This window comes from Kribbella flavida DSM 17836 (genome assembly GCF_000024345.1).
GTDB classification, from domain to species: Bacteria; Actinomycetota; Actinomycetes; order Propionibacteriales; family Kribbellaceae; genus Kribbella; species Kribbella flavida.
Genome location: NC_013729.1, coordinates 1,295,188 through 1,310,013, shown reverse-complemented (window position 1 = coordinate 1,310,013; position 14,826 = coordinate 1,295,188). Strand labels below are relative to the sequence as shown.

Annotated in this window: 18 protein-coding genes; 7 read left to right on the top strand and 11 right to left on the bottom strand. The window is 71.4% G+C overall.

The annotated features are described in order from the left end of the window. Positions 1–11 precede the first annotated feature (11 nt). From KFLA_RS06170 to KFLA_RS06155, 4 genes are read right to left on the bottom strand one after another with little or no spacing between them, the layout of a single operon-like run. Positions 12–347 (bottom strand): YnfA family protein, encoded by a 336-nt coding sequence (locus KFLA_RS06170; protein WP_012918909.1) that lies wholly within the window; start codon positions 345–347, stop codon positions 12–14. Then, positions 344–775 carry a MerR family transcriptional regulator gene (locus tag KFLA_RS06165; RefSeq protein ID WP_012918908.1) on the bottom strand — a complete coding sequence of 144 codons (432 nt, stop codon included), beginning with the start codon at positions 773–775 and terminating at the stop codon, positions 344–346. Before KFLA_RS06165 ends, KFLA_RS06170 begins: the two co-directional genes overlap by 4 nt. After that, positions 768–1,121, bottom strand: a complete 354-nt coding sequence (locus KFLA_RS06160; RefSeq protein ID WP_012918907.1) for a hypothetical protein — start codon at positions 1,119–1,121, stop codon at positions 768–770. The genes KFLA_RS06165 and KFLA_RS06160 overlap by 8 nt, the downstream gene beginning before the upstream one ends. A gap of 41 nt (positions 1,122–1,162) precedes the next feature. Continuing rightward, a complete protein-coding gene (locus tag KFLA_RS06155; RefSeq protein ID WP_012918906.1) occupies positions 1,163–1,390 on the bottom strand; it encodes a hypothetical protein in 228 nt (75 codons plus the stop codon). 147 nt (positions 1,391–1,537) lie between these two features. Between KFLA_RS06155 and KFLA_RS06150 the strand changes: the two genes are divergently transcribed. Next, positions 1,538–2,266 carry a PIG-L deacetylase family protein gene (locus KFLA_RS06150; protein WP_237706739.1) on the top strand — a complete coding sequence of 243 codons (729 nt, stop codon included), beginning with the start codon at positions 1,538–1,540 and terminating at the stop codon, positions 2,264–2,266. 52 nt (positions 2,267–2,318) lie between these two features. On the opposite strand, the gene KFLA_RS06145 is transcribed toward KFLA_RS06150, so the two are convergent. After that, positions 2,319–3,203 carry an NAD(P)-dependent oxidoreductase gene (locus tag KFLA_RS06145; protein WP_012918904.1) on the bottom strand — a complete coding sequence of 295 codons (885 nt, stop codon included), beginning with the start codon at positions 3,201–3,203 and terminating at the stop codon, positions 2,319–2,321. 112 nt (positions 3,204–3,315) lie between these two features. Here KFLA_RS06145 and KFLA_RS06140 point away from each other — a divergent pair, with 112 nt between their 5' ends. Both KFLA_RS06140 and KFLA_RS06135 read left to right on the top strand, forming a co-directional pair. Further along, on the top strand, positions 3,316–3,888 hold the full coding sequence (locus KFLA_RS06140) for a TetR/AcrR family transcriptional regulator (protein WP_012918903.1): 573 nt from the start codon (positions 3,316–3,318) through the stop codon (positions 3,886–3,888). A 40-nt stretch (positions 3,889–3,928) separates the two neighbouring features. Then, positions 3,929–4,675 carry an alpha/beta fold hydrolase gene (locus tag KFLA_RS06135; RefSeq protein WP_012918902.1) on the top strand — a complete coding sequence of 249 codons (747 nt, stop codon included), beginning with the start codon at positions 3,929–3,931 and terminating at the stop codon, positions 4,673–4,675. An 89-nt stretch (positions 4,676–4,764) separates the two neighbouring features. On the opposite strand, the gene KFLA_RS06130 is transcribed toward KFLA_RS06135, so the two are convergent. The 5 genes from KFLA_RS06130 to KFLA_RS06110 form a co-directional block, all read right to left on the bottom strand. Continuing rightward, on the bottom strand, positions 4,765–6,087 hold the full coding sequence (locus KFLA_RS06130) for a C1 family peptidase (protein ID WP_012918901.1): 1,323 nt from the start codon (positions 6,085–6,087) through the stop codon (positions 4,765–4,767). Between the two features lie 138 nt (positions 6,088–6,225). Continuing rightward, complete coding sequence (locus KFLA_RS35375) at positions 6,226–6,831, bottom strand: hypothetical protein (protein WP_012918900.1); 606 nt, start codon at positions 6,829–6,831, stop codon at positions 6,226–6,228. A 76-nt stretch (positions 6,832–6,907) separates the two neighbouring features. Then, positions 6,908–7,261: a hypothetical protein gene (locus KFLA_RS06120; RefSeq protein WP_012918899.1), complete on the bottom strand. Its 354-nt coding sequence runs from the start codon at positions 7,259–7,261 to the stop codon at positions 6,908–6,910. A gap of 55 nt (positions 7,262–7,316) precedes the next feature. Next, on the bottom strand, positions 7,317–7,958 hold the full coding sequence (locus KFLA_RS06115) for a response regulator (protein WP_012918898.1): 642 nt from the start codon (positions 7,956–7,958) through the stop codon (positions 7,317–7,319). After that, positions 7,955–9,490: an ATP-binding protein gene (locus KFLA_RS06110; protein ID WP_012918897.1), complete on the bottom strand. Its 1,536-nt coding sequence runs from the start codon at positions 9,488–9,490 to the stop codon at positions 7,955–7,957. Before KFLA_RS06110 ends, KFLA_RS06115 begins: the two co-directional genes overlap by 4 nt. Positions 9,491–9,707: 217 nt before the next feature. On the opposite strand from KFLA_RS06110, the gene KFLA_RS06105 reads away from it, so the two are divergent. The 3 genes from KFLA_RS06105 (at position 9,708) to KFLA_RS06095 (ending at position 12,682) form a co-directional block, all read left to right on the top strand. Beyond that, positions 9,708–11,075, top strand: a complete 1,368-nt coding sequence (locus tag KFLA_RS06105; protein WP_012918896.1) for a PspC domain-containing protein — start codon at positions 9,708–9,710, stop codon at positions 11,073–11,075. After that, positions 11,072–11,251: a hypothetical protein gene (locus KFLA_RS06100; protein WP_012918895.1), complete on the top strand. Its 180-nt coding sequence runs from the start codon at positions 11,072–11,074 to the stop codon at positions 11,249–11,251. The genes KFLA_RS06105 and KFLA_RS06100 overlap by 4 nt, the downstream gene beginning before the upstream one ends. A 273-nt stretch (positions 11,252–11,524) precedes the next feature. Next, positions 11,525–12,682 (top strand): Cmx/CmrA family chloramphenicol efflux MFS transporter, encoded by a 1,158-nt coding sequence (locus KFLA_RS06095; RefSeq protein ID WP_041289825.1) that lies wholly within the window; start codon positions 11,525–11,527, stop codon positions 12,680–12,682. On the opposite strand, the gene KFLA_RS06090 is transcribed toward KFLA_RS06095, so the two are convergent. After that, on the bottom strand, positions 12,639–13,253 hold the full coding sequence (locus tag KFLA_RS06090) for a CGNR zinc finger domain-containing protein (protein WP_012918893.1): 615 nt from the start codon (positions 13,251–13,253) through the stop codon (positions 12,639–12,641). The genes KFLA_RS06095 and KFLA_RS06090 overlap by 44 nt on opposite strands. Positions 13,254–13,305: 52 nt before the next feature. On the opposite strand from KFLA_RS06090, the gene KFLA_RS06085 reads away from it, so the two are divergent. Next, positions 13,306–14,757: an MFS transporter gene (locus tag KFLA_RS06085; protein ID WP_012918892.1), complete on the top strand. Its 1,452-nt coding sequence runs from the start codon at positions 13,306–13,308 to the stop codon at positions 14,755–14,757. Positions 14,758–14,826: the final 69 nt, after the last annotated feature.

Genomic DNA, 14,826 nt, shown 5'->3' with positions numbered 1-14,826 from the left:
TCGCGCGGAGGTCAGCTGGTGCGCGGGGCGTACATGATGACGGCGACTCCGGCGAGGCACAGGGCGGCGCCGAGCAGGTCCCACCGGTCGGGGCGGAAGCCGTCGACGGCCATGCCCCAGGCCAGCGAGGCGGCCACGAACACTCCACCGTACGCGGCGAGGATGCGGCCGAAGTTGGGGTCGGGCTGGAAGGTGGCGACGAAGCCGTAGGCGCCGAGAGCCAGGACGCCGGCCGCGATCCACCACAGGCCGCGGTGTTCGCGCCAGCCCTGCCAGATCAGCCAGGCGCCGCCGATCTCGGCGAGGGCTGCCAGCAGGAAGAGCACCACCGAGCGAACCACCGTCACGGCGTACGCCGGGCCAGGTCGGTGAACGGGATCGGGCAGTCCGGCGTACCGGCGCAGGTGGTCAGGTCGTCGCAGCCGGCGGACAGCGCCGCCCGCAGGGTGTCGGCGATGACCGTGAGGTCGGCGATCTTGGTCTCCACGTCGGCCAGTTTCTCGCGGGCCCGGACCTGCAGGCCTGCTGCCTCGCCGGGGCCGTGGCGGTGGCGGGCGGTCTCGAGCAGGTCGGCGATCTCGGTCAGCGTGAAGCCGAGGCGTTGCGCGGCCTTGATCACGCGGAGGGTGGTGACCGCCTCGCCGGAGTACTGCCGGTGGCCGCCGAGGCTGCGGTCGGGCGGGTCGAGCAGGCCGCGGCGTTCGTAGTACCGGAGGGTCTGCAGGTTGACGCCGGCCGCCGCGGCGACCTGTCCGGGGCGCAACGTGTCACTCATGCGGCGGCTGCGCTCGGGTCGCGAGTGCGTCCAGTACGGCGACCTGGGTCGGCGGGACGGTGATTCGCACCAGCAGGTGCTCGCCCTCGTCCGCCAGCGCGAAGGAGAAGAACGAGCAGCAGCGGGTCTCTCGCTCGGTCAGGTCGGCCACAACCGCCCGGAGTTCGCCGTACGACGTGCCTGCCGGCGGGCTCAGCCGCAGCTCAGCCGTTGACCTGTCCGGTCGGCTCAGCTGACGCAGCGAGGAAGCGAAAACCGCGTCGAACTCCGCAACGCGCAGTGGCTGCTCCGCCGTCGGCAGCGTGCAGGCGGTCGTGACCCAGTCGTCGGCCAGTGGAAGGTCCATGAACCGACGATAAACCTGTACCTGAGTATCAGATGCAAGTCTCAGACAGCGGTTCGGTCGTCCGGTGCGGGAGTGATCGGGCGGGACGAGTCGATGGTGCCGGCGAGGTCGACCAGGGCCAGGGCGGCGGCGAGCGAGAGGGCGACGACCAGCAGGTCGTGCGCGTTGCTCAGGGCGAGCACGACCGCGGCAACGAGAAGCAGGGTCAGCACGGTCGCGGAAATCAGACGGCGTACTCCGGAGCCGGCAGCGGGACGGGAGGCGGACATGGCATCACACTCGTTCGGGCAGAGCCGGGGTGAACGGCAGGAGTCGGATTCCGGACCCAGTACCCCGCCCAGCCGCGACCGAATCGCGCAAGCCGCCGCGATTCACCCGGATTCCGGGACGCCGGACCGGACGTTAGGGTCGGCTTCGTGAGCGTGCCAGTGGGGAACCCGCGACCGGACGACGAGATCGAGCGCGTCCTGGTGGTGGCCGCGCACCCGGACGACATCGACTTCGGCGCCGCCGGCACCGTCGCGACCTGGACCAAGGCCGGGCTGGAGGTCCACTACTGCCTGGTGACCGACGGCCAGGCGGGCGGTTTCGAACCCGACCGCGACCGCGCCGAGATGCCCGCCGTCCGCCGGGCCGAGCAGACCGCGGCGGCCGAGCACGTCGGGGTCCGCGACCTGCACTTCCTCGGCTACATCGACGGCCGGGTGGAGCCGACGCCCGAACTGGTGCGCGACCTGGTCCGGGTGATCCGGCAGGTCCGACCGCACCGGCTGGTCGGGCAGTCGCCGGAGCGGTTCTGGTCCCGGCTGCAGGTGTCGCACCCCGACCACCTGGCCACCGGCGAGGCCACCGTGCGCGCCTTCTACCCCGCGGCCGGCAACCCGTTCGCGTTCCCGGAGCTCGACGAGCAGGCCTGGGACGTCGGCGAGCTCTGGATGATGGAGCACCCCGAACGCAACCACTACGTCGACGTCACCGACACCGTCGACCAGAAGCTCGCCGCCCTGATGTCCCACCAGAGCCAGCACCCCGACCCCGACAACCTGCCCACGATGATCCGCCAGTGGCTGCGCGAGAACGCCGCCGAAGCCGGCCTGCCCGCCAACCACTACGCCGAGCCCTTCACCGTCATCCGCCTGCCGTGATGACGGTTGCTGATCAGCCCGGCGCGGCAGAGCACTCGTCGGGCAGGCGTCGTCACGCCTCGGCCTTTTTCATCACCTCCACCAGGGTGGAGAAGCTGTCCGCGGCGTGGCCGGCGTCCATGCCCCGCCGGAAGAGCTCGACGACCGCGGCCGGAAGCGTGGTGTCGACTCCCGCGTCGGCGTTGGTGTGCAGGACGTGCTCGACGCTGGCCTTTCCCATGGCGAGGCGGTCCACGTCGCCGAGGTGCCGGCCGGCGTCGATGCGCTCGGCGTAGAAGGAGAAGAAGCCCGGCAGCGAGTTCGCGGTTTCCACCGCGTGCGGCAGGATGTCCGCCGCCGTCAGGCCGTTGGCGTCGGCGAGAACGACGGCCTGCCAGTAGCTCAGCATGGAGGTCCAGAACATGACCATGCCGATCTGGTACATCAGTGCCGCGAGCCCGGGGTCCTCTCCCCGGTGGTCGGTGCGGCCCGTGATGACTTCGAGCGCGGGCCGGTGCTGGTCGAAGACCGCGCGTGGGCCGCTGTAAAAGGTCGACGACTCGGCCTGACCGATTCCGGCGGGTGGCACGGTGACGCCGCCGGTCAGCTGGACGGCGCCGCGCTCAGCCGCCCAACGGGCCGCGGCCCGGGCCTTGTCCGGCGTGTCCGAACTCAGGTTCACCAGCGTCCGGCCGGACAGCGCCGCCGCGGCGGGTTCGAGCGTGGCATACATGGCGTCGTAGTCCGTGAGGCTGAGGATCACCAGCTCGTTCGCGGCCAGTGCTTCCGCCGCGTTCGGCGCGAGCACCGCCCCTCGGGCGACCAGGTCCGCCGCGCGCGACGCGGTGCGGTTCCAGACGGTGACGTCGTACCCGCGGTCGAGGAAAGCGCCGGCCATGGCCTGTCCCATCGGGCCGAGCCCGATGACGGTGACCGACTGCTGGTTGCTGCTGCTCATCAGAAACATCTCCTCGGTGAATCACTAGAACGATCGCTCTATTCAGAGCACCGCGCGAACGTACCACACCCCTAGAACGAGCGCTCTACTCAGTGACCGCTACGGTGAGACCATGCAGACCAGCACGCAGGACCGGATCGTCGTCGCCGCCTCCCGGCTCCTGCAGCGCCAGGGCTACGTCGGTACGGGAATCAAGCAGATCGCCCAGGAGGCGCAGGCCACCCTGGGCTCCGTCTACCACTTCTTTCCCGGCGGCAAGGGGGCCGTGGCCGTCGCCGCGATCAAGCACAGCACCGAGGAGTTCGCGACGCTCCTGCGGAAGGCGCTGGACAGCGAGGACGACCCGGCGGAGGCGGTGATGGCCTGCGCCAGGCAGCTCGCCGACGAGCTCCGCGAGTCTGGCTGGATCGACGGCTGCCCAGTCACGGCAGCAGCCCTGGAGACGCTCGGCACCGACGCGGAGATCCAGCAGGCGTGCGCCGACGCTTTCCGCAGCTGGGAGCAACTGGTGCACGACAAGCTGCTGCGCTGTGGCTTCTCTTCCCAGAGCGCCCGGGAGCTGGCGACCACCGTCCTCTCCACCCTGGAAGGCGCCGAAGTCACCGCCCAGGTCAACCGCAGCCAGGAACCACTGCTGGTGGCGGGCCGGCAACTCGCCCGCCTCGTACGCACGTACCAGGTCTAAAGAGTTTGCGGCGGGGGGCATCTGCGGTGAGGCTCCCGGTATGACGATCAGGTATTGGGTGGCTGGGGCGGGGCCGGCGGTGCTGCTGGTTCATGCGGGGGTGTGTGACGCGCGGATGTGGGCGCGGCAGGTCGAGGATCTGCGGCGCGATCATCAGGTGATCACGGTGGACCTGCGGGGGTACGGCGAGACGCCGCTGGCGCCAGGGACCCGGTACTCCGACGCAGGAGATCTGCTCGAGGTGCTCGACGAGCTGGGGCTCGACAGCGTCGCGGTGGTCGGGGCGTCGTACGGCGGCAACGTGGTGCTGCAGGCGGCGAGCCGGCGGCCGGCGAGGTTCCACCGGCTGGTGCTGCTCGCGCCGCCGGTGGACGGGGTCGAGCCGACGGCCGACCTCCGGGCGGTCTGGGACGAAGAGAACCGGCTGCTCGAGGCGGGCGACGTGGAGGCGGCAACCGCGCTCAACGTGCGGAGCTTCCTCGGCCCGGAGGCGGACGACGAGGCGCGGGCGCTCGTGCACACCATGCAGAAGCGGGCGTTCGAGCTGCAGCTGGCGGCGGGCGACGACCTCGAGAACGAGGAGTACGAGGTGACGCCGGCCGCGATCACGGCGCCGGTGAAGCTCTTCTGCGGTGCGCGCGACCTGCAGTTCTTCCGCGACGGCGCGGAGAAGCTGGCGAAGGAGCTTCCGGACGTGGAGTACGTCGAGCTGCCGTGGGCCGGCCACGTGCCGACCCTGGAACGCCCCGCCGAGGGCGTCGCCCTGGTCCGCGCCGCACTGGGCTGACCCACGAACCCCCGAACGGCAACGAGCCCCGGAGCTTGAGTGCTCCGGGGCTCGTTCACGCGGTACGGCGTACCTGGGAGACACGCCCCCTAGTCGGCCAGCGCGCCCATCGGGTCCCAGGCGGGCAGCACGATCGGCTCGTCGTCCAGGCGGGCCTGCAGGTCGGCGGGCAGGGCGGACCGGCGGACGGCGATCTCGAAGACGTGCTCGCCGAACCACGAGTCGTTCATCGTCCAGAAGCCGTTGTCGGCCTTCTCGTCGCCCCAGCTGTTCTCGACCCGCCAGCGCCGCGGCTTGCCGTCGACCAGGTCGACGCCGGTGAACAGCATCGCGTGCGTCATCAGCGTCTCGTGGTGCAGCAGCCGCTCGGCCTTGTCCAGGGTGAACTCGGTGTCGTAGACCGCGCCGAAGTCGTACAGGTTCGCGTCCCAGTAGCCGAGGTCGGCCGACATCTGCTTGCCGACGTCGCAGCCGAACCAGACCGGCTCGCCGCCGACGATCGCGTCCTGGGCGAGCTGCTTCATCAGGTCCATCTCGACGTTCAGGTAGACCACCGGCGGCGCGTCGACGACGTTGCCCAGGTAGTCGACGGTGAACGTCCGGCCGGTCGGGCTGGACTCGCGCGGGTCGTGCACGAGGCAGACGTAGTCGTCGACCGGCAGCGTGACGTACTTCGCCGCGAACTCGGCCGGAGTGGTCCAGCCGTCGCGGTGGAAGGTCTTGTCGCTGTCCTTCCACTGCCACAGGAACTTCTGCGGCGGCGTGCCGAGGTGGATGCTCAGCACCCGGTGGATCGTGGTGAGCAGCTCGGCCTTGCGGCTGCGCTGGGCCTCGACGCCGTCGAGCTTGCGCAGGTCCCGGGCGCCCTGGCGGAGCAGCTTGCGCAGCGCGTCGTTCAGCTGCGCGGTCGCCGACGAGCTCTCGGTCTCCGGCATCGCGGTCTTCGGCACCAGACCGTGCTTGCGGACCAGCGCGACGAACATGTTCCACTGGCCGCCGTCGCCGATCGGGTCGGACAGCAGGTGCGCGACGGTCCGGTCGTCGACGTCGCGGTCGGCGGTCTCGATGACGGCCTCGAGGAAGAAGTTGGCCCGCTCGAACTTGTCCCAGAACAGCAGGTAGTTCTGGGAGAACTCGAAGTCCTTCACGCCGAGCTTCTCGGCGGCGCCGGGCCGGAGCAGGTTCAGGCCGGCGAACAGCCAGCAGCGGCCGCTCTTCTTCTGGTTGGTCACCTTCCAGTCGTCCAGCAGGTTCGACACCGAGTGGTCGATCGAGGTGACGACCTGGCGATCCAGGGCGATCTTGGTGACCGGGGTCTCCGTGACGGCGTTCTGCATCACCCGGTACTGCGGGTTCGACGCGAACTCCTTCTCGAAGAGCGCGAGCTGTTCGGCAGTGAGATTCCGCTCCATGACAGTCGACGGTATAACAGCCCCGAAGGGCCCCGCGCCCCAGCCGGGGTGGCGAATCTGTGCCCTGTCCGGATCAAGCCATCGCTCGCCATCCCGTGGCACGCCATACCGCGAGACCGCCGTACGACGTCGTCGCGGTCAGGGGGTGAGGAAGCGGCTGGGGTCGCCGGCGGCGCTCGCGGAGGAGGCCAGCCAGGCGTTGAAGCCGACGGGGTCGCGGCGTTCCAGCTCGTCCAGGTAGAGCTGGCGCAGGCGCACGACCGGAAGGGTTCCGGGGCCGGACCGGAGTTGCTGCGAACTGGTGGTCCAGGCGCGGCAGAGTTCGGCGGTGGTCATCCGGCTGACCCGGTCGACGTCGTCGCGAGGCGCTTCGTTCGCGTCGCCGAGGCCGAGGCCCAACCGGCCGGCCAGGGCGAGCGCCCGGCGCAGTACGGGCGGGGAGGTCAGGGCGACGATCATCGCCACGATCAGGCCCGCGAAGCCCAGGAACGAGCAGAGTCCACCGACGGCGACCACCGCGAGCGCCGACAGGTAACCGTGCAGCACGGATCGTGAGAAGCGGCCTCTCCGACCGCCGAGCTGGTCGTCCTGGCCGTCGCGGGCGCACCACAGCACCAGCGACGTGACGAGTCCGCCGACGAGCAGCAGGCCGAGCAGCGAGGACAGCGTCCACAGCATCACGGCGGCCGCCACCCCGAGCAGGCCCGCGAAGGTCGCGAAAGATCTCCAGACCAGCAGTCCCATCCCGCCCGCCTCCCACCTCAACTCACTGAGGCGAGGAGGTACCCGCTGCGGCGCGCGATATGCCGGGTGCAGAAGTTCAGTGCCAGAAGACGGCGATGACCGCGTTCAGCAGGGTGAGGCCGCCGATGCCCATCAGCAGACCGCGGCTGATCGACGGCCGCTTGCGGTGCACGAACACGAGCACGGTGATCACCAGGACGACGACCAGCTTCACGCCGATCTTGGTGTTGTCGACGGTGAAGTCGTCGTCCTTGACGCCGGACGCGAGGCCGACCAGCAGCACGCCGGTGAGCAGCTGGGTCAGCGCGCCGTGCAGCATGGCGGCGTTGACCACCGGCTCCTTCGCCTTCAGCTGGGTGAAGAAACCGCCGAAGAGCGCGGCGAAGCCGACGAAGTGCAGCAGCGTGAGCGCGTCATGCAGAAAATTCATGCCCACACAGTAGTGAGCCCGGCCGGCCGTACGGCGCCCGCCGGGCCCCTGACACTCAGACCAGGCGGCGGTCCGTGGCCCAGCGGGTCAGTTCGTGCCGGTTGGACAGCTGCAGCTTGCGCAGGACCGAGGACACGTGCGTCTCGACCGTCTTCACCGAGATGAACAGCTCGCGGGCCACTTCCTTGTACGCGTAGCCGCGAGCGATCAGCCGGAGCACCTCGCGCTCGCGCTGGGACAGCCGGTCCAGGTCCTCGTCCACCGAGGCGATGTCGATCGCTCCGGAGAACGCGTCCAGCACGAACCCGGCCAGCCGCGGCGAGAACACCGCGTCCCCGTCGGCGACCCGGCCGATCGCGTCGACCAGTTCGGTGCCGCTGATGTTCTTGGTGACGTAGCCGCGGGCGCCGGCCCGGATCACGCCGATCACGTCCTCGGCCGCGTCCGACACCGACAGCGCCAGGAACTTCACCTCGGGGTGTCGCTGGTGCACCTGCTTCATCACCTCGGTGCCACCGCCGCCGGGCAGGTGGACGTCGAGCAGGACCACGTCCGGCTCGGCCGCCACGATCGCCTTCACCGCGCTGTCCACGTCGGCGCCCTCGCCGACGATGTCCACGCTGGCGCCGATCTCGCTGCGTACCCCGGCCCGGAACATGTCGTGGTCGTCGACGACCACCACTCGCCTCTGGCTCATCTGTCCATCTCCAGTCGCACCTCGGTGCCCGTCTCCGGGCTCGACCGCACCGTCGCGCGGCCGCCGTGCCGTTCCATCCTGCCCATCACACTGTGCCGCAGTCCGAGCCGGTCCTCCGGCACGCCGTCGGTGTCGAAACCCTTGCCGCGGTCCCGGACGAACATCTCCGCCCGGTCGCCGTCCACCTCGACGAACACGTCGATCTTGTCCGCGCCGGAGTGCTTGGCCGCGTTCACCATCGACTCCCGGGCCGCGCGCACCATCGCCGACAGCTCCTCGGTCAGCTCGCAGTCGCCGACCGTGACCACCTCGACCGGTACGCCGTGGGAGTCCTCCACCTCGGCCGCGGCGCGTTTCGCCGCGCCGGCCAGGGTCTGGTCGGTCTTGTCGTCCTCGTCGTACAGCCAGGAGCGCAGGTCCCGCTCCTGCGACCGGGCCAGCCGGACGACGGCGCGCGGGTCGCTCGCCTGCTTCTGGATCAGCGCCAGCGTCTGCAGCACCGAGTCGTGCAGGTGCGCGGCCATGTCGGCGCGTTCCTGGGAGCGGATCCGCTCGCTGCGCTCGGCGTTCAGGTCGCGGCTCAGCCGGTGCACCCACGGGCCGGCGATGACGCCGAGACCGACCACCGCGAGCAGCAGCGCGACCAGCACGTCGCCGACCATCGAGAGCCGGTTGTTCTGCACCAGGAACACGGTGACCGCGGTGCCGATCAGCACCAGCCCGACCAGCACCCGGACGATCGACTTGATGCCGCCCTTGCCGAACAGCACGCCCAGCGTGGGCGCCTTGTTCGTCCAGGCGGCCTTCTGGGTCTCGTCGGCCTGCCGCCAGATCAGCGCCAGACCGGTGCCGGCGAACACCAGCGGCCAGAACATCTTGCCGGCGATGCCGAGGCCGGCCGCCTGCAGGAGCAGCAGGACGCCGACACCGACGACCACCAGGGCGATCACCTGGCCGCGGTTCTTGTCGCGGCGGCGGGCCTTGGCCTCGGTCAGCGGCGGCGGCTGGTCGGAGCGCATGCCCTTGCGGGTCGCGGCGGCCAGACCGGGCGCGGCCGGCACGGTCGGCGCCGCCAGCGGCATCAGGAACCACAGCGCGGCGTAGATCAGGACGCCGAAGCCGCCGAACACGGTCGCGGCGATGAACACCAGCCGGACGGCGATGTCGGAGACGTTGAGGTGGTCGGCGATGCCGCCGGCCACCCCGCTGACGACCCGTCCCTCCGACCGCCGGTAGGCCCGCCGTACCGGCGGCGCCTCGCTCGCGGGACCTGGTCCGTACGACGCCTGCCCGGGTCCTGCCCACGGCCCACCACCCGGTACGCCGTACTGCCCGGGCCCGGCCGGACCGGCGCCGTGCGTGCCGAAGTGGTTGCCACCGGGGGCGCCGTACTGGCCGGCCCAGGCTTTCTGGCCGGGGCCGCGCTGAGTCTGGCTGTGTGCGCCGGGGTGGTTCGGGCCGTGCGGCGGCGCGGGAGGAGCCCCGGGCGTCGGGGTTCCGCCCGTGGGCGCGGCAGCGGCTGGTTGCGTCATCACCACGATCGTCACATGCGGACGGGGCGGAGACCAGCAGGCTTCTCCCCGGCCGCCACCTCACCGCGTGGCCCGCCCACTCAGGGTCGGACCGGGGACAACCCGGAGCCGCCCGGTCCGGGCCCGCCGCGACGCCGCCGCCGCGAGGGTGGTCCAGGGGTCCGCGCAGGGGGATCCCCGATGTTGCCGCGCGCCCGAGCGGGACACTATCGATGACATGGAGCAGAACTCGAGCGGCTTCGACCGCGACCAGCTGCGCAACGTGCAGAGCTGGCGCCGAAGCAGGTCGGACCGGATGCTGGCCGGCGTCTGCGGCGGCATGGGCCGTGCGCTGAACGTCGACCCGGTCCTCGTCCGCGTCGTGATGGCCGTGCTGGTCCTCAGTGGGCCCGGTCTGCTCTTCTACGTCGCCGCCTGGGTGCTGATGCCGGACGAGGGGTCCGACACCTCGGCCGTCCAGGGGCTGCTGGGCAACCGGGTCCGGCCCGACCACCCGTGGTTGTGGCCGGTGGTGATCGGCGTCTGCGTCTTCGTCGCGATCGTGGTGATGTCGTCGTTCAACTTCGGCAAGATGGTGCCCGGCCCGCTGGTGGTGCTGGGGCTGCTCTGGCTGTTCGTGTTCCGGCGGAAGCCGAAGGGCACGAACTGGTCGCACGGCGGTCCGCACTGGACCGGCCACAACCCCGGCCCGGATCAGGCGCCCGGCCAGACCCCGGGCCAGGCTGCGAGCCAGGCTGCTGCCCCGGTCCAGGACCTGCCGCCGCACGCCGCCGCGGCGTACCAGCCGACGGCGTACCAGACCACCCAGCACGTCCCCCCGAACGGCCCGCCATCCCCCCCGGCGGGTCCGTCGTCCTCGGCCACCCGGCGACTCCAGGACCGCACCGTCGAACCGGTCCAGCCGGTGTGGACCGAGGACGACCCCCTCGGTCTGTACGCCGACGAGCCGCCGCGGGCTCCGGCCACGGCGACCGCCGCCGGGCCGCCCGCGAAGGGCGTGCGCGGGGTGAAGTCGGGCGTGATCGCGCTGACCGGGCTCGCGATCGCGATCGCCTGGCTGGCCCAGGCGCCGACGCCGGTGATGCTGGCGATCGGGCTGGCCACGCTCGGCGGCGGGATGCTGCTCGGCGGGTTCTTCGGCCGGACGATGGCGCTGCTGCCGGTCGCCATCCTGCTCGGCGCCGGAGTGGCCGTCAGCACCGTCTTCCCGTCGCTGCCGCGGGACTTCAAGGACGTCAACGTCGTGGCGGCGCCGCAGGCCACGATCACCGCGACCAGCAACGTCTACGTCTTCGACGCCGGGGCCGTGCACCTCGACCTGACCAAGGCGACCTTCGCCCCCGGCGCCCGGGTGTCGGTGCACGGTGGCGTCGGCGAGGTCGTGCTGAAGCTGCCGCCGAACGTCGACGTCAGCGGTACGCTCGGCGCACAGACCGGTGAGGTGGTCGGTCTGGCGCACCGCGAGAGCGGCAAGGCCGCCAAGGTGACGCTGGACGACCTCGGTGCCGACGGCAAGGCCGGGCCGCAGAAGCTCACGGTGGACGTGCAGCTGAAGCTCGGTGCGATCAGGGTGGAGCGCGGATGAGCAAGCCGAAGGCGGACGTGCCCGGCGTCATCGCCGGCACCGTGGTGTCCGGCGCCGCCACCATCTACCTGCTCAACGACCAGGGCGTCGTCCGCACCGAGGACCTCGGCCTCACCGCCGCCGTGCTGCTGGTCGTCGCCGGCTCCATCGGCCTCGCCGCCTCCCGCCGCAGCTGACCCAAAACAGTTCGAGTTCTCCGGCCTGTTTCTCCTAGGCTGGGCCCGTGTCCAGCCCGGAGGCGTCCAGACGCTAGTGCGTGTCTCTCAGCTCCGCGCAGTAGGCGGGGAGCTGAGAGACGCGCCCTCATCACCGACCGCTTGGTGGCTGGCTTTCCGTGTCCTCTGCAGCCCTCGGGCCGTCGGCGATGTGCGTCCTCGCGCGGCGGTGACCCCCTTCTGCTCCCGCCGCGTCCATCGCTCGTGGTTGCGGAGTTCTGCATGCCTTTTTCCCTGCCTTTTGTGCTGTACCTGCTCGGCCTGGCCGTGTTCGCCCAGGCGACGTCGGAGTTCATGCTCTCCGGTCTCGGTCCGGACATCGCCCAGGACCTGGGCGTCTCGCTGCCCACGGCCGGCTGGCTGACCTCGGCCTTCGCCGTCGGCATGATCGTCGGCGCACCGGCGATCGCCGTACTCGGCCAGCGCTGGCCACGCCGTACGACGTTGCTGGCCACCCTGACCGTCTTCCTGCTCGCTCACGTCGTCGGAGCGCTCACCAGTGATTTCGCCGTCCTGCTCGTCACCCGCGTGCTCGCCGCTCTGGCCAACGCGGGCTTCCTCGCCGTCGCCCTCGCCACCGCGAGCAGCCTGGTCCCGCCCGGCGCCAAGGGCCGCGCGACCTCGGTCCTGCTCGGCGGTACGACGCTCGCCTGCATCGCCGGTGTGCCGGGCGGAGCGTTGCTCGGCCAGCACTTCGGCTGGCGGGCGGCGTTCTGGGCGGTGGCGCTGATCTCGCTGCCCGCGTTGCTGGCGATCCTGCGCTCGGTCCCGCACCGGAGCACCGGCCCGGCGGTTGTCGGCGGTCTCCGTCCGACGCCGCGCCTCGTCGTCCTGCTGCTGCTCGGCGCATTGGTGAACGGGGCAACGTTCTGCTCCTTCACCTACCTCGCGCCGGTGCTCACCGAGGTGACCGGTTTCGCCGGGTCCTGGATTCCCGCGCTGCTGGCGCTCTTCGGCCTCGGCTCCTTCGTCGGCGTCAGCCTGGCCGGCCGGTACGCCGACCGCCGCGCGTACGGCGTCCTGGCGGGCGCCGGTGTCGCGTTGCTGCTCGGGTGGTGCGGGTTCGCCTGGTCGGCCGAGGAGACGGCGGCCGTCGTCGTACTGGTGTTCCTGCAGGGCTTGCTGTCGTTCGCGGTCGGCTCGGCGCTGATCTCGCTCGCCCTCTACGCCGCGGCCGAATCCCCTGTGCTGGCAGGTGGTCTGGCCACGGCGGCCCTCAACGTCGGTGCGGCGTTCGGTCCGGTGGCGGGCGGTCTCGGCATCACGGTTGCCGGCGAGCGGGCGCCGTTGTGGTGCAGCGCTCTGCTCGTCGGCGTCGCGCTCTGCGTGGCGTCGGCGGCCGGAATGCTCAGCGGCTACGGCGCTCGGCGCGACGGGCGACGTACCGGCTGATCTTCTGGCTGGTGCCGCAGATCTCCATCGAGCACCAGCGGCGGCTGCCGTTGCGGGAGCCGTCGACGAACAGCCAAGGACAGGCCGCGCACCGCTTGACGCGCGGCAGGTCCGGGCCGGTGAGCAGGACGTAGGCCTGGTGGGCGACCGGCCACAACGGCGACCGGAGCTCGGCGAGCTCCCACGCCGGGGTGGCGTCCACCAGGTCGGCCCGGTCGATCGCCTCGACGACGAACGGCCGCAGCTGCCGCCAGCCCTCGTCGGTCGGTACACCGTCGATGACCTGCCCGAAGATCAGGTTGAGCGCGTCCCGCAGCTGCGCCGCCCGCCGGACGACGGCGGCGGCCTCGGGCGGCTGCTCGGCGGCCAGGTCGAGCAGGGGCAGCCCGCTCGTGAGCAGACCGACGCGCTGTGCCCAGACCAGCAGAGCGCGGTAGTCCGCGAGGTGGTCGAAGCGCCGCGGTCCGAGCGGGTCGTCCACCGTGTTGGCGAAGTCGAGCGCGAGATCACCGCCGACGATGGCGAGCTCGGGAATACCGTCCGGCAGCGGGGCCGCCTGCACTGTTTCCATCAAAATCGACTTTACCAGTTTGACGGTGGAGTGATCGGGCACTGTTTCCAGTATGCACGCTTTGACCGGTAACAAGACGCGAGCTGGGCAGGGGTCCGGGGTCACGGCCGGGCTGGCGGTGCTCTGCGTCGCCCAGTTCGTCGTGGTGCTGGACGTGACCATCGTGACGACCGCGCTTCCGGTCCTGGGTGCCGACCTCGGCTTCGCCGCGGCCCGGCTGTCCTGGGTGATCACGGCCTACACCGTCGTCCTGGCGGGCCTGCTCGTCCTGGGCGGGCGGGTCGCGGACCTCGTCGGCGCGGCGCGGATGTTCCGCGTCGGGCTCGCGCTGTTCTCGGTGGCATCACTGGCTTGCGCACTGGCCTGGTCACCGGACGCGTTGATCGGCGCCCGGATCGCGCAGGGCGCGGGAGCCGCGTTGCTGTCGCCGGCGGCGCTCGCGGCGCTGACGGATCTGGTGCCACCCGCACAACGCCGTACGGCGCTGGGCTGGTGGACCGCCGCGGCAGCCGGTGGAGGCGCGAGCGGCTGGGTGCTCGGCGGCCTGATCACGGAGTACGCCGGGTGGCGCTGGGTGTTCGCGGTCAACGTGCCGATCGGCGTGATCGCGTACTTGGTCAGCCTGCGAGCTGTTCGGACCCGGGCTCGCGAGGACCGTGCGGCAACGACGCTGGACCTGCCGGGCGCGGTCCTGGCGACGACCGGGATCGCGGCCGCGGCGCTGGGACTCACCTGGCTGGCCGAGGCTCCGACACAGTGGCACGGCTGGGCTTCCGTGGTGATGGCGGCCGCCCTGCTCGGCTTGTTCGTGCGGACCGAGCGACGGGTCCGCGAACCGCTCGTCCCCGGCTCCCTGCTCCGTACGCCGGGAGTGGTCGCGGGCAATCTCACCGCTGCCGCGCTGACGGCGTCGACCACGCCGGCGATGTTCACCGTGACGCTGTACGTGCAGGAGACCCTGCGTCTCTCCCCGGCGAAGGGGGCACTGCTTTTTCCCGCCTTGAACCTCGCCGTCATCGGCGGATCGCTGGTCGGCCCGGTCGGCCTGCGGCGATTCTCGGTCCGGTCGATCCTGTTCGGCGGGTTCGGGCTGGTGGTGGCCGGGATCGGGCTGCTGTTCGCACTGCCGCCGCGCGGGCTTCCGGTCGTGCTGCTGGTCGGGGCCTTGCTGCTGATGGGCTTCGGCCTGGGCTGCGCGTCGGTCGCGTCGACCACCGTCGGTACGGCGCACGTCCGGCCGGGTGAGCGCGGCATCGCCGGCGGAGTGCTCAACTCGTCCGCCCAGCTCGGCACCGCGCTGGGGCTGGCCGTCGCGTCACCGCTGATCGCCTCGGCCGCACCGATGACCGGGTACCGTCTCGGCTTCGCCGTCGCTGCCGTCATCGCCGCCTCGGGCCTGCTCGCCGCGCTCACCACCCCGGCCGGCCCGAGCACCGCCGACGCCGCGGAACCGGCCGAGGCGGCGGACGCGCCCGGCCGAACCTCCCCCGGCCGGCTCGGCTAGGCTTGCAGACCGCCCGGTCGGTGAACCGGGCACCCGAGGGGTCCGAGTGAGCGGATCCCGTTGCAGGTC

Coding starts and splice junctions, on each gene's coding strand:
- KFLA_RS06165 (WP_012918908.1), bottom strand. CDS start 775: ATGAGTGACACGTTGCGCCCCGGACAGGTCGCCGCGGCGGCCGGCGTC.
- KFLA_RS06160 (WP_012918907.1), bottom strand. CDS start 1,121: ATGGACCTTCCACTGGCCGACGACTGGGTCACGACCGCCTGCACGCTG.
- KFLA_RS06155 (WP_012918906.1), bottom strand. CDS start 1,390: ATGTCCGCCTCCCGTCCCGCTGCCGGCTCCGGAGTACGCCGTCTGATT.
- KFLA_RS06145 (WP_012918904.1), bottom strand. CDS start 3,203: ATGAGCAGCAGCAACCAGCAGTCGGTCACCGTCATCGGGCTCGGCCCG.
- KFLA_RS06140 (WP_012918903.1), top strand. CDS start 3,316: ATGCAGACCAGCACGCAGGACCGGATCGTCGTCGCCGCCTCCCGGCTC.
- KFLA_RS06135 (WP_012918902.1), top strand. CDS start 3,929: ATGACGATCAGGTATTGGGTGGCTGGGGCGGGGCCGGCGGTGCTGCTG.
- KFLA_RS06130 (WP_012918901.1), bottom strand. CDS start 6,087: ATGGAGCGGAATCTCACTGCCGAACAGCTCGCGCTCTTCGAGAAGGAG.
- KFLA_RS35375 (WP_012918900.1), bottom strand. CDS start 6,831: ATGGGACTGCTGGTCTGGAGATCTTTCGCGACCTTCGCGGGCCTGCTC.
- KFLA_RS06120 (WP_012918899.1), bottom strand. CDS start 7,261: ATGAATTTTCTGCATGACGCGCTCACGCTGCTGCACTTCGTCGGCTTC.
- KFLA_RS06115 (WP_012918898.1), bottom strand. CDS start 7,958: ATGAGCCAGAGGCGAGTGGTGGTCGTCGACGACCACGACATGTTCCGG.
- KFLA_RS06110 (WP_012918897.1), bottom strand. CDS start 9,490: ATGACGCAACCAGCCGCTGCCGCGCCCACGGGCGGAACCCCGACGCCC.
- KFLA_RS06105 (WP_012918896.1), top strand. CDS start 9,708: ATGGAGCAGAACTCGAGCGGCTTCGACCGCGACCAGCTGCGCAACGTG.
- KFLA_RS06100 (WP_012918895.1), top strand. CDS start 11,072: ATGAGCAAGCCGAAGGCGGACGTGCCCGGCGTCATCGCCGGCACCGTG.
- KFLA_RS06090 (WP_012918893.1), bottom strand. CDS start 13,253: ATGGAAACAGTGCAGGCGGCCCCGCTGCCGGACGGTATTCCCGAGCTC.
- KFLA_RS06085 (WP_012918892.1), top strand. CDS start 13,306: ATGCACGCTTTGACCGGTAACAAGACGCGAGCTGGGCAGGGGTCCGGG.